At 66.0% G+C, this 12,846-nt stretch carries 12 protein-coding genes; 9 read left to right on the top strand and 3 right to left on the bottom strand.

The genetic code is table 11. The annotated features are described in order from the left end of the window. Positions 1–4 precede the first annotated feature (4 nt). Entirely contained in the window at positions 5–1,858 is a 1,854-nt protein-coding gene (gene lepA / locus ACLH0K_RS09380) for a translation elongation factor 4 (RefSeq protein ID WP_411373369.1), read from the top strand. A gap of 36 nt (positions 1,859–1,894) precedes the next feature. After that, on the top strand, positions 1,895–3,124 hold the full coding sequence (gene hemW, locus ACLH0K_RS09375) for a radical SAM family heme chaperone HemW (RefSeq protein ID WP_411373368.1): 1,230 nt from the start codon (positions 1,895–1,897) through the stop codon (positions 3,122–3,124). On the opposite strand, the gene ACLH0K_RS09370 is transcribed toward hemW, so the two are convergent. Both ACLH0K_RS09370 and ACLH0K_RS09365 read right to left on the bottom strand, forming a co-directional pair. Then, positions 3,125–3,544: a DUF4870 domain-containing protein gene (locus ACLH0K_RS09370; protein WP_411373367.1), complete on the bottom strand. Its 420-nt coding sequence runs from the start codon at positions 3,542–3,544 to the stop codon at positions 3,125–3,127. A gap of 119 nt (positions 3,545–3,663) precedes the next feature. Further along, positions 3,664–4,512, bottom strand: a complete 849-nt coding sequence (locus ACLH0K_RS09365) for a DUF3097 domain-containing protein (RefSeq protein WP_411373366.1) — start codon at positions 4,510–4,512, stop codon at positions 3,664–3,666. A gap of 172 nt (positions 4,513–4,684) precedes the next feature. On the opposite strand from ACLH0K_RS09365, the gene hrcA reads away from it, so the two are divergent. The 3 genes from hrcA to ACLH0K_RS09350 all read left to right on the top strand — a co-directional run bounded on the left by hrcA (position 4,685) and on the right by ACLH0K_RS09350 (position 7,700). Further along, positions 4,685–5,698: a heat-inducible transcriptional repressor HrcA gene (hrcA, locus tag ACLH0K_RS09360; RefSeq protein ID WP_411373365.1), complete on the top strand. Its 1,014-nt coding sequence runs from the start codon at positions 4,685–4,687 to the stop codon at positions 5,696–5,698. A 77-nt stretch (positions 5,699–5,775) separates the two neighbouring features. Next, positions 5,776–6,903 (top strand): molecular chaperone DnaJ, encoded by a 1,128-nt coding sequence (dnaJ, locus tag ACLH0K_RS09355; protein ID WP_411373364.1) that lies wholly within the window; start codon positions 5,776–5,778, stop codon positions 6,901–6,903. 2 nt (positions 6,904–6,905) lie between these two features. Beyond that, positions 6,906–7,700: a 16S rRNA (uracil(1498)-N(3))-methyltransferase gene (locus ACLH0K_RS09350; RefSeq protein ID WP_411373363.1), complete on the top strand. Its 795-nt coding sequence runs from the start codon at positions 6,906–6,908 to the stop codon at positions 7,698–7,700. Here the strand turns inward: ACLH0K_RS09350 and ACLH0K_RS09345 are convergent. After that, positions 7,687–8,631 (bottom strand): GerMN domain-containing protein, encoded by a 945-nt coding sequence (locus tag ACLH0K_RS09345; protein WP_411376448.1) that lies wholly within the window; start codon positions 8,629–8,631, stop codon positions 7,687–7,689. The genes ACLH0K_RS09350 and ACLH0K_RS09345 overlap by 14 nt on opposite strands. A gap of 303 nt (positions 8,632–8,934) precedes the next feature. On the opposite strand from ACLH0K_RS09345, the gene ACLH0K_RS09340 reads away from it, so the two are divergent. Genes ACLH0K_RS09340 through era form a run of 4 tightly spaced genes read left to right on the top strand, consistent with a single transcriptional unit; the run spans position 8,935 to position 12,761 of the window. After that, on the top strand, positions 8,935–10,020 hold the full coding sequence (locus ACLH0K_RS09340; protein ID WP_411373362.1) for a PhoH family protein: 1,086 nt from the start codon (positions 8,935–8,937) through the stop codon (positions 10,018–10,020). After that, entirely contained in the window at positions 10,017–10,490 is a 474-nt protein-coding gene (gene ybeY, locus ACLH0K_RS09335; RefSeq protein WP_411373361.1) for an rRNA maturation RNase YbeY, read from the top strand. Before ACLH0K_RS09340 ends, ybeY begins: the two co-directional genes overlap by 4 nt. Next, positions 10,487–11,818 carry a hemolysin family protein gene (locus ACLH0K_RS09330; RefSeq protein WP_411373360.1) on the top strand — a complete coding sequence of 444 codons (1,332 nt, stop codon included), beginning with the start codon at positions 10,487–10,489 and terminating at the stop codon, positions 11,816–11,818. Before ybeY ends, ACLH0K_RS09330 begins: the two co-directional genes overlap by 4 nt. Further along, a complete protein-coding gene (gene era, locus ACLH0K_RS09325) occupies positions 11,802–12,761 on the top strand; it encodes a GTPase Era (protein ID WP_411373359.1) in 960 nt (319 codons plus the stop codon). The genes ACLH0K_RS09330 and era overlap by 17 nt, the downstream gene beginning before the upstream one ends. Positions 12,762–12,846: the final 85 nt, after the last annotated feature.

The raw sequence follows: 12,846 nt of genomic DNA, 5'->3' as shown, positions 1-12,846 counted from the left end.
CTGCGTGTCTCCCATGGCCCGCACCGCCCCGGTGCCCGCCGCGACAGATCCGGCCATCATTCGGAATTTCTGCATCATCGCGCACATTGACCACGGTAAGTCCACCCTGGCCGACCGCATGCTGCAGTCCACCGGCGTAGTGCAGGCACGCGACATGAAGGCCCAGTACCTGGACCGGATGGACATTGAACGTGAGCGCGGCATCACCATCAAGTCCCAGGCTGTCCGCATGCCGTGGGAGGTCGACGGCGTGAGCTACGCGCTGAACATGATCGACACCCCCGGCCACGTTGACTTCACCTACGAAGTGTCCCGCTCCCTGGCAGCCTGCGAAGGTGCCATCCTGCTGGTGGACGCGGCCCAGGGCATCGAGGCGCAGACGCTTGCCAACCTCTACCTGGCAATGGAAAACGACCTCACCATCATTCCGGTGCTCAACAAGATCGACCTGCCGGCGGCGCAGCCGGAGAAGTACGCGGCGGAGCTGGCCAACCTGATCGGCGGCGACCCCGGGGACGTCCTGCTGGTCTCCGGCAAAACCGGCGTAGGCGTCGAAGCCCTGCTCGACAAGATCGTCACGGACCTCCCGGCCCCCGTGGGGGACGCCAATGCCCCCGCCCGCGCCATGATCTTCGACTCCGTCTACGACACCTACCGCGGCGTGGTCACGTACGTTCGTGTGGTGGACGGCATGCTCCACCCGCGCGAGCGCATCCAGATGATGTCCACCAAAGCCTCCCACGAGCTCCTGGAAATCGGCGTCAGCTCCCCGGAGCCCACCCCGTCGAAGGGCCTGGGCGTCGGTGAGGTGGGCTACCTCATCACCGGCGTGAAGGACGTCCGCCAGTCCAAGGTTGGCGACACCGTCACCAACCTTGCCAAGCCGGCGTCGGAATCCCTCAGCGGCTACGCCGATCCCAAGCCCATGGTGTTCTCCGGGCTCTACCCGCTGGACGGCACGGACTACCCGGTCCTCCGCGACGCGCTGGACAAGCTCAAGCTCAACGACGCCGCCCTGATCTACGAGCCGGAAACGTCGGCCGCCCTGGGCTTCGGGTTCCGCGTCGGCTTCCTGGGCCTGCTGCACCTCGAAATCGTGCGGGAACGCCTGGAGCGGGAGTTCAACCTGGACCTCATCTCCACCGCACCCAACGTGGTGTACGAGGTTACGCTCGAGGACAAGAGCGTCCTGACCGTCACCAACCCCAGCGAATTCCCGGCTGGAAAGATCAAGGAAGTCCGCGAACCGATGGTGTCCGCCACCATCCTGGCCCCCAACGAGTTCGTCGGCGCGATCATGGAGCTCTGCCAGGGCCGCCGCGGGCAGATGAAGGGGATGGACTACCTCTCCGAGGACCGTGTGGAATTGCGCTACTGGATCCCGCTCGCCGAGATCGTCTTTGACTTCTTCGACATCCTTAAGTCCAAGACCCGGGGCTACGCTTCCCTGGACTGGAAGGCCGACGGCGAACAGGTTGCTGATCTGGTCAAGGTGGACATCCTGCTCCAGGGCGAACAGGTGGACGCCTTCAGCGCCATCACCCACAAGGACAAGGCCTACGCCTACGGCGTGATGATGACCAGCAAGCTCCGCGAGCTCATTCCGCGGCAGCAGTTCGAGGTGCCCATCCAGGCCGCCATCGGTTCCCGGATCATCGCGCGTGAAAGTATCCGGGCCATCCGCAAGGACGTCCTTGCCAAGTGCTACGGCGGCGACATCTCGCGTAAGCGCAAACTGCTGGAGAAGCAGAAGGAAGGCAAGAAGCGCATGAAGATGGTGGGCCGCGTGGAGGTTCCGCAGGAGGCGTTCATCGCCGCGCTCACCACCGACGAGTCCAAGGACAAGGCCAAGAAGTAGTGATGACAGTGGCCGCAATCTTTAGGGGCCTCAGCAATGCCTAGCGTTCTTCCCCCCGGCGACCCCGCGCCGTCGGACGGTCTGCTGCCTGCCCAGGCGGCGGAAGGTGCGGCGGACCGGGCGTTCGGGCTGTACGTCCACATCCCGTTCTGCGCGGTGCGCTGCGGGTACTGCGACTTCAACACCTACACGGCCACCGAACTTGGCGGCGGCGCTTCGCAGGATGCTTACGCCCGCACGGCGGGATCCGAGGTGGCCTTCGCCGCCAAGGCCCTTGCCGGGTCGGGGGTTCCGGCGCGGAAGCTCAGCACGGTCTTCTTCGGCGGCGGAACGCCCACGCTGCTTCCCGCGGCCGACCTCGCGCTGATCCTGCGCGCCGCCATCGATGAGTGGGGCATCGAAGACGGTGCGGAGGTCACCACCGAGGCAAATCCGGACTCGGTCACGCCCGAGTCCCTCGCCGTCCTCAAGGAGGCCGGGTTCACGCGCGTCTCGTTCGGCATGCAGTCGGCGGTTCCGCACGTCCTCAAAGTCCTGGACCGCACCCACACACCCAGCCGCGTTCCGCAGGTGGTGCAGTGGGCACGGGAAGCCGGCTTGGCCGTCAGCCTCGACCTGATTTACGGAACACCGGGGGAGTCCCTTGACGACTGGCGGTATTCCCTGGAGACCGCCCTGTCCTACCAGCCTGACCACATCAGCGCCTACGCGCTGATCGTCGAGGAAGGCACCAAGCTCGCCGCGCAGATGCGGCGCGGCCTGGTTCCGGACATCGACGACGACGACCACGCGGACAAATACGAACTCGCCGACCAGCTCATCACTGAAGCAGGCCTGGGATGGTACGAGGTCAGCAACTGGGCACGCACACCCGACCAGGCATGCCGCCACAACCTGGCCTACTGGCGGGGGGATGACTGGTGGGGGATCGGCCCGGGTGCCCATTCCCATGTGGGGGGCGTCCGCTGGTGGAACGTCAAGCACCCCACAGCATATGCCGGCCGCCTCGCACAGGGACAGTCACCGGCTGCAGGCAGGGAGACACTGGATCCGGAAACCCGGAACGTTGAGCGGATCATGCTTGAGGCGCGGCTGCGGACAGGCCTGGACACGTCCGCGTTGGGTGCTGCCGGGCGGCACGAAATTGCCGGCCTGATCGCCGACGGCCTTGTGGACCCCGTGGCGGCGTTCCGCGGAAACCTCGTCCTTACGCTGAAGGGCCGCCTCCTGGCCGACGCTGTAGTGCGCCGGCTCCTTCCGGACTGATTACTTAATCCAGCGCAGGTTGTACTGGTAGCGGTGCGGCTGTCCTTTGTTCACATGGATGCCTGCGGCCACCGAAAAGCACGTCAGGGCGATCCAGATCAGCGTGGCAATAACGGCAAAGATGTTCCCGATCACGGGTACGAAGACCAGGATGTTGGCCACAACGGCTGCGATGGTGGGCGGAAGGCTGAAGTTCAGCGCTTCCTTTGATTCCTGGGCGGTGAACGGCCCGCGGTCACGGAAAATCAAAAAGATGAGCAGCGCCGGCACGCAGCCGAGGATCCCGCCGAAGTGCGCCAGGGTGGCCCACTGCCTGTCCTCGCTTGCCGTCAGGGGCAGCGCGTTCGCCGGGACGCCATGGTATTCGGAGCGGCCCGGGCCGCCCTGGCTGTCCCTGTGATCACGTGCGTTTTCTGCCACAGTCTGTTCCTTCGAGAGTGCAAATGGTGCGGTATGCCGGCGGGCCGGCTGCGGAGCCTTCATGCTCCATGCGGCTGCCCAGTACCAAGGATACTGGCTGTCCGGTCCCGGACTTCCCATCAGGGAACGGTGAGGAAGTCGATCACTTCCTCAACCCGGCCCAGCAGCGACGCTTCCAGGTCCGCGTAGGTACGCACCGCGCCCAGCAATTTCTGCCAGCCGAGCCCGATGTCTTCCTTGGTTGCATGCGGCCATCCGAACGCCGCCAGGATTCCGGTCTTCCAGTCCTGTCCCCGGGGTATGTCCGGCCAGCGCTCGATGCCCAGGACCGACGGCCGGATGGCCTGCCATACGTCGACATACGGATGGCCGACAATAAGCACGTTCCCGGCGGCGCCCGGCGAGGACATGACCGCTTCGGCGATGCGGGACTCCTTGGAGTCGGGCACCAGGTGGTCAACGAGCACACCGAGGCGCCGGCCCGGCCCCGGGCGGAAGTCTGCCACTGCCGCCGCCAGGTCATCGATGCCGTGGAGGGGCTCGACGACGATGCCTTCCACCCGGAGGTCGTCACCCCACACTTTTTCCACGAGTTCAGCGTCGTGCTTGCCTTCCACCCAGATGCGGCTGGCCTTGGCAACCTGCGCGCGCTGGCCCGCCACCCGCACCGAGCCCGAAGCGGTCCTCCCGGAGCCCGTTGCCGCGGCCGCCCGGGGGGCCGGCGGCATCAGCCGGATCGCGCGTCCCTCCAGGAGGAAGCCGTAACCGAGGCGGAATGTCCGTGACTTGCCCCGCCTGTCCTCGAGGGCAACAACATGCATGCCACCGGACTTTTCCACGCGGGTCACGGCGCCCACCCAGCCCGACTGGACATCTTCCAGCACCATGCCGCGTTGGACGGGCACTTCCGGCAGTTTGGCCTGCACGGGAGCGGACATGTCCCGGGGCCCCCAGTTCTGGTAATCCATGGCTCGTCTCCGCCCCGTGCTTGATCGGTGCCCGCGGGAGTTTCGCCCGGAGCGGTACCAATGCTAGCAACGGGGCGAGGCATAATAGACTGTTAGCACTTGGGCATGTCGAGTGCTAACCATGGATACGCCCGGGGCGCGCGGCCGCCCCGACCCTGGATGGAGGTGGAGTGTGAGCGAGCCACGCAAACTGGAAGTGCTGCGGGCCATCGTGGAGGACTACGTCCACTCCCGTGAGCCGGTCGGTTCCAAGGCGCTGGTGGAGAGGCACCACCTCGGAGTCTCCAGTGCAACGATCCGCAACGACATGGCCGCGCTGGAGGAGGAAGGCCTCATCACGGCCCCGCACACCAGTGCCGGACGGATCCCCACGGACAAGGGTTACCGGCTGTTCGTCGACCAGATTTCGGCCGTCAAACCCCTGTCGCAGGCCGAACGCCGGGCCATCCAGTCGCTGCTGGAAGGTTCGGACGACCTCGACGACGTCCTCGAGCGCACCGTCCGCCTGCTGTCCCAGCTCACCAACCAGGTGGCAGTGGTGCAGTACCCGCACCTCAGCAGGGCCCTGATCCGCCACATCGAGTTCGTCCTGCTGGCGCCGCGGAAAGTGCTGGTGGTGCTGATTGCCAACAGCGGCAAGGTGGAACAACGGGTGATCGACGTCGGCCAGGACCTCGGGGACGACGCCCTCGCCGGGCTGCGGACCCGGTTCCTCGGCTCCCTCGCCGGAACACCGCTGGGCCAGCTCGCGCAGTCCCTTCCCGCCGTCGTCTCCGCCGTCAGCCCCGGCCAGCGCCCCGCCGCCCAGGCACTCGCCCAAGGGCTCGAACTGCTTGCCCACAGCAGCCGCGAGGACCGAATGGTCATGGCAGGCACGGCCAACCTTGCCCGGTCCAACGTCGACTTCCCACTGAGCATCGGTCCCGTGCTGGAAGCCCTGGAGGAGCAGGTGGTGATGCTGCGCCTGTTGAGCGAGATGGCGCAGGACCACCGCGGCGTGGCGGTAAGCATCGGGCGGGAGAACCCTTACGACGGCCTCGCCGAAGCATCGGTGGTGGCTACCGGCTACGGACCTGACAGCGTAGCCAAGGTAGGCATCCTGGGACCCACCCGCATGGACTACCCCACCACCATGGCCGCCGTCCGGGCCGTCGCCCGCTACCTTTCCCGGATCCTGGGACCCTGACCGGCCGGGCTCGGCGCCACCGCCGCCCGGACAGGGCATTCCTACCGCAGCATTACAACAAGGAAGAGATACGAACTTTGAGCAGCCACTACGAAGTCCTTGGAGTCTCACCCGAGGCCACCGGGGAAGAGATCAAGAAGGCCTACCGCAAGCTGGCGCGCACGCTGCACCCGGACGTGAACCCTGGTGAAGAGGCAGCCGACCGCTTCAAGGCAGTGACCCATGCCTACGAAGTTCTCTCGGACCCGCAGAAGCGGCGCGTCTATGACACCACCGGCAACGAAAACGGTACGGACAACGGGTTCGGCGGCGGCAGCTACGCCGGGCAGGGCTTCGCGTTCCAGGACATCTTCGACACGTTCTTCGGTGCCGGCGGTTCCACCGGGCCTGCCTCCCGGGTCCGGCGCGGCCAGGACGCCCTCATCAGCGTCCGGATCGACCTGCGCGACGCCGTGTTCGGCGTCAACAAGAAACTCGAGGTGGACACGGCGGTCACCTGCCCCACGTGCGAAGGCTCATGCTGCAGGCCCGGAACCCATCCCGAGCGCTGCGACATCTGCGGAGGCAGCGGCCAGGTGCAGAGGGCGGTCCGCTCCATCCTGGGCCAGGTCATGACGGCAGCGCCGTGCGGCACATGCGAAGGATTTGGCACGGTCATCAAAGATCCCTGCAACGAGTGCAGCGGCCAGGGCCGCATCCGCAGCCGCCGTTCGCTGACCATCAAGGTCCCTGCCGGCGTCGCCACCGGCACCCGCATCCAGCTTGCCGGCCAGGGCGAGGCCGGTCCGGCCGGCGGTCCCGCCGGCGACCTCTACGTGGAAATCCGCGTCAACAACGATCCCACCTATGTCCGCGAAGGCGACGACCTGCACGCCACCCTGCACATCCCCATGACAGCCGCTGCCCTCGGGACCGAAGTCAGCCTGGAAACGTTCGACGGCACGCAGGAAATCGACGTCAAGCCCGGAACCCAGTCCGGCGAAATCATCACCCTCCGCGGCTTGGGAGTCACCCACCTGCGCGGATACGGCCGCGGCGACCTGAAGGTGCACCTCCAGGTGGACACGCCGGCGAAGCTCGACGCCGCGCAGGAAGACCTGCTCCGCCAGCTGGCCAAGCTCCGCGGCGAGCAGATCACCGACGGCAAGCTCGCCGCGAGCGGCGGCATGTTCGCGAAGCTCCGGGACCGCCTCGGTAACCTGTAGCGGTGAGCAACCCCGTCTTCTTCACACCCGCAGGAACCCTGGACGGGATGGCGGCCGGACGCCGCTTCCTCCTCGAAGGGCCCGAAGCCAGGCACGCGGTGGCCGTCAAACGGATCGTGCCCGGTGAGGCCGTGGACATCGTGGACGGCGCAGGCACCCGCCTGACCGGCCGCGTCACAACAGCGTCCTCCGCAGCCCTGGAGGTTGAGTGCGCGGCGCTTTCCGTCGAAAGCCGGCCGGACATCCGGCTGGTGCTGGTGCAGGCGCTGGCGAAGGGAGACCGGGACGAACTGGCCATCGAGACGGCCACGGAGCTGGGTATCGACGCCGTCATCCCCTGGCAGTCCGAGCGCTCCATCGTCCGATGGAAAGGCGACCGGGCTGCCAAGGCCCATGCAAAATGGCAGTCCGTGGTTGCCGCAGCCGCCAAGCAGGCGAGGCGGGCGTGGGTCCCAGAGGTGCGTGCCGCCGTCGACACCGCTGCGCTGGCAAGTGCGGTGGAAGCCGCCGGGCTGGCCGTGATCCTGCACGAGGACGCTGTCCGCCCCCTTAGAACTGTCCTTGAGTCATGGAGCTCCCCGGCCCGGGATGCCGATGGGGGAGGGGAGCCGCGGGAGGTTCTCCTCATTGTCGGTCCGGAAGGCGGCATCAGTCCCCGCGAAGTGACGAGGCTCTGTGACAAGGGCGCCGTGACCGCGCTGCTGGGGCACCATGTCCTGCGGTCCTCCACAGCCGGCCCGGCGGCCGTAGTCCTTGCCAGCGACATCCTGGGACGCTGGGCGCCTAGCGCACCTTGAAGGACCGTGTGTCCTCGTACTGGTCCGGTCCGCCGCCGGACCCTGCCTGCGCCACCCGCAGCTCGTAATCACCCGCCGGCAGGGTCAGGGCCAGCGTAAAGACGCCCGCCTGCCCCTGCTCCGCCGACGCCGTTGTTTCCCCGGTCAGGAACGGCTCCGCCTGGCCGTTGCCGGCGGACCGCAGGATCTGCCACCGCAGTTTGCCGCCGGCCGTGGTGCTGCGTCCGGTGATTTTCACGCTGCCGCCCGCAACCTCGACGTTCTCCTGGGGGTCGATAATCCACACCGGGGCGACCAGCCCTGCAGTGCGGGTCATCAGCGCTCCGAGCCGGACGTGCCCGAACGCCACGTAGTCCGTATGCCCGTCCACCAGTATCCGCACCCGGATCTGCTGGCCTGCGTCGATCAGGCCGGAGCTTGCAGCTGCTGCGGTGGCGGTGTACACGAGCTGCTGGATGGCGCGGACCGCCATATCGGCGTCGAGGTTGCTGTTGAAGGCGTCCTCCGAGACGTCCACGGTGATGACGTCCTTGCCGGAAATCGACGTGGCAAGTTTGCCGGGGTTCTGCCAGGGCGTGAAGAAGTCCGGGTCCAACGGCTTGTCAGACATCATGGACCGCAGGGCACGGGTCACGGGATTTTCCTGCTCGGGAACGTCGCGGAACTCGCGGTACAGGAAAACGTCGGCATCGCTGCGGCCAATCCAGTACACCGGGGCCTTGTTGGAGGACTGGGTGGTTTCCAGGGGTGCACTCGTGGACGGCGCCGTGCCGGTGGCAGCGGGAACGGTGACAAGCGTGCCGGTGGGTGACGGGCCGGCGTCCGCGATGCACCCGGCCAACGCCGGCGCAGCCGCAAGGAGGGCGGCCAGCACCAGGGCGCGGGCGCCTGCGGCACGGCAACCCCTGTGGGGCGCGGCGGTTTTCGGCACGTGTGTTGCCTGTCCTTTCATGGCGTGAAGGGCCGGTCCCCGGGCGGCCTGGATGTCCAGCGGCGGCTGGATTATCAGCATGGCATACCCCGCGCAGCCGGTCCGGCTCTTCACAGGCTGCGGCCCGGAACTGAAACGGGAACGATATGAGGCTGATATGAAGTTGATACCTAATGACGGGAAGAGTCATTTCTTTGGGTGTTAATGCCCGCTCCCGGTATCCGGCGGCGGGGCCTGCTGGCGTAATATGGAAAGACAGACTGCACCGACCTCGAGGGGATCACAGGCCTGCGGGCCAAGACTATGACTGAATCAGCGAACGGAAAGCGCCGGCCCGCCGGCGAAGGCGCCACCGGAGAGTTCCCGCATTCCCTCCCAGGCATCCGGACAGAGGTGGTCCGCTTCGACAACTCCGACCAGATGGTCCAGTCGCTCGGCAGCCATGATGAGGCGCTTCGGTACATCGAGGAACAGTTCCCGGACGTCAACTTCCACGTCCGCGGCAACGAGCTCTCCATCAGCGGTCCCGCCGCCGACGTGCCGCGGATCATGCGGCTGCTCCACGAAGTCCGCGGACTTGTGGCCCGTGGCACCGTCATCAGCCCGTCGGTGCTCCAGCAACTGGTTGCGCTCCTGCGGACCCAGTCCCTGCAGAACCCGGTGGACGTGCTGACCCACGACATCCTCTCCAGCCGCGGCCGGACCATCCGCCCGAAGACCCTGAACCAGAAGAACTATGTTGACGCCATCGACGACAACACCGTGATCTTCGGCATCGGGCCGGCAGGTACCGGGAAAACCTACCTGGCCATGGCAAAGGCAGTCCAGGCTCTCCAGCAGAAAGAAGTCAATCGGATCATCCTGACGCGCCCGGCGGTAGAGGCCGGGGAACGCCTTGGTTTCCTGCCCGGCACCCTGAGCGACAAAATCGACCCCTACCTGCGTCCCCTGTACGATGCGCTGCACGACATGATGGACCCCGAGTCCATCCCACGGCTGATGGCCGCTGGAACCATTGAGGTGGCACCCCTCGCCTACATGCGCGGACGGACGCTCAATGATGCGTTCATCATCCTTGACGAGGCCCAGAACACCACCCCCGAGCAGATGAAGATGTTTCTGACCAGGCTTGGGTTCGGGTCCAAGATGGTTGTCACCGGCGACATCACCCAGGTGGACCTGCCCTTCGGCACGCGTTCCGGGCTGCGCATCGTGGAGGAAATCCTGCAGGGTATCGAGGGCGTGAACTTTTCCGTCCTGGACGCCGCAGACGTCGTGCGGCACCGGCTCGTGGGCGATATCGTGAACGCCTACAGCATTTGGGACGACGCCCAGCGGGCGCGGGCCAAGCACTCGGCGGTCAAGGAAAAGCGGGGGGAACACGCGTGAGCATCGAGGTGAACAACGAGTCCGGCGTCCAGGTGGACGAAGCGGCACTCGTGGCTTTGTCGCGGTACATCTTCGAACAGCTCTATATCCACCCCCAGGCGGAACTGTCCATCCTGCTGGTTGATGAGCCTGCCATGGAAAAGCTGCACATCGAACTGATGGACGAGCCCGGAGCCACAGATGTGCTGTCCGTGCCCATGGATGAACTCACGCCGGGAACGCCGGACCGGCCCACACCGCAGGGAATGCTGGGGGACATCGCCATCTGCCCGCAAGTCGCCCGGGTGCAGGCAAAAAGTGCCGGCCACGAGCTCCAGGACGAGATGCTGCTGCTGACCACGCACGGCATCCTGCACCTGCTGGGCTACGACCACGCAGAGCCCGAAGAAAAGGCCGAGATGTTCGGTCTGCAGCGCGAACTCCTGACCGGCTTCACCGGCAAAGAAGCACCTGCCGAGACCACCCGGTGACGCTCCTGCTCCTGGTCGCGATGGCCCTGCTTTTCCTGGCGGTCGCGGCGGTGCTGACAGCTGCCGAAGCCGCCTTCAACTTCCTCCCGCGGCATGACGCCGAGGAAGCCCTGCTCAAGAGCCGCGGCAATGCAATGCGGCGCATCCTCGCCCAGCCCGTGGCGCACATCAGGGCTCTGCGGTTCTGGCGTATCTGGTTCGAGATGGCCTCGGCGGTCGCTGTCGCCGTGCTGCTCTCCACCCTCCTGGACAACGTCTGGCTCGCCGGCCTGGCAGCCACGGGCATCATGGCGCTGCTTGGTTTCGTTATTGTCGGCGTCTCGCCCCGCCAGGTCGGCAGGCTGCACTCCGCGGCCGTGGTCCGGTTCACCGCTCCGATGATCCGTTTCCTCACGTGGGTCCTTGGGCCGATTCCGGGCTGGCTTGTGGCCCTGGGAAGTACGGCGGCGCCCGGGGCCCCGAGCGGCGACGAGGCGTTCTTCAGCGAGCAGGAGTTCCGCGAACTGGTGGAGCGGGCCAGCGAGTCTGACATGATCGAGGACACCGAGGCCGAGATGATCCAGTCCGTGTTCGACTTCGGTGACACTTTGGTCCGTGCCGTCATGGTTCCCCGGACAGACATCGTCACCATCGAATCAGGCTCCAGCCTCCACCAGGCGATGTCCCTGTTCCTTCGGTCCGGCTACTCGAGGATCCCTGTCATCGGGGACGACACCGACCACATCCTTGGCATCATTTACCTAAAAGATGTTGCCGCCGTCGTCCATGGCCTGTCCCCGGACGAGGAACCGCCCCTGGTGGATTCGCTGGCACGCGAAGTCCGCTACGTTCCCGAGTCCAAGCCCGTGAGCGACCTGCTGCGTGAACTGCAGAAGGAGTCCACGCATGTGGCCATCGTCATCGACGAATACGGCGGCACAGCAGGCCTTGTCACGCTCGAAGACCTGATCGAGGAAATTGTGGGGGAGATCGTGGACGAGTACGACACCGAAAGCGCCGAAGCGGTGGAACTCGGTGACGGCTCCTACAGGGTCAGTTCACGCATGAGCATCGACGATCTCGGTGAGCTCTTCGACATTGAGCTTGACGACGACGAGGTGGACACCGTGGGCGGGCTCCTCGCCAAAGCGCTGGGCCGGGTTCCGATCGTGGGCAGCCACGTGGAGGTCCAGGGCGTCTCCCTGCGGGCCGACCGGCTCGAGGGCCGTAGAAACCGCGTCAGCCACATCATTGCGGCAGCGGTGCCAAGAGTAGACACTGACCTTGAAGACCTCCTCGACGAGGCCGAAGCAACCCAGCAGGGAGTTTCACGTGAGCAAGAAAAGTAAGGCCCCGGAAGCGGAAGAGTTCGGCGGCTTCCACGCAGGTTTCTCCGTGCTGGTGGGCCGGCCCAATGCCGGCAAATCCACCCTGACCAACGCCCTGGTGGGGAAGAAGGTGGCCATCACCTCTGCCAAGCCGCAAACCACGCGCCACACCATCCGCGGGATCGTGCATCGTGATGACGCCCAGCTGATCCTCGTGGACACCCCCGGCCTCCACCGTCCGCGGACCCTGTTGGGAAAGCGCCTGAATGAGTTAGTGGCGGACACTCTCGCCGAAGTGGACGCCATCGGCTTCTGCCTGCCGGCCAACGAGAAGATCGGGCCCGGCGATAAGTTCATTGCGTCCCAGCTGGCCGCCGCCGGGCGAAAGCCCGTCATCGCGATCGTAACCAAGGCTGACCTGGTGGACCGCCAGGCCCTCACCGAACAGCTCTTGGCGGTGGCCGAGCTTGGCCGCGAAGTGATGGGGGAGGACGGCTGGAAGGACATCGTGCCGGTATCTGCCACCGACGGCTTCCAGGTTGACACTGTTGCCGACGTGCTGATCAGCCACATGCCGCCGTCGCCGCCGCTCTATCCCGACGGTGAGCTGACCGACGAGCCGGAGGCAGTGATGGTGGCCGAGCTGATCCGGGAAGCGGCGCTTGAGGGTGTCCGCGATGAGCTGCCGCACTCACTGGCCGTGGTGGTCGAGGAAATCATCCCCCGGGAGGACCGGCCGGAAGACAACCCGCTGCTGGACGTCCGCGTGAACCTCTACGTGGAACGGCCCTCGCAAAAGGCCATCATTATCGGCAAGGGCGGCAGCAGGCTGCGTGAAGTCGGGACGAACGCCCGCAAGGGAATCGAAGCGCTTCTGGGCACCCGCATCTACCTTGACCTTCACGTCAAGGTAGCCAAGGACTGGCAGCGCGACCCGAAACAGCTGGTCAGGCTCGGCTTCTGACAGGCTCCTGCCGGGGTGCGTGGAGCACAGCCCGGTGTTTTCCCAGACTGGACCACTAAGATGGACCGGATTTTGACTTTAGAGG

The organism is Arthrobacter sp. MPF02, from assembly GCF_046605375.1.
Lineage (GTDB): Bacteria > Actinomycetota > Actinomycetes > Actinomycetales > Micrococcaceae > Arthrobacter.
The sequence above is the reverse complement of the archived record's forward strand: the minus strand, read 5'-3'. Positions and strand labels throughout refer to the sequence as shown.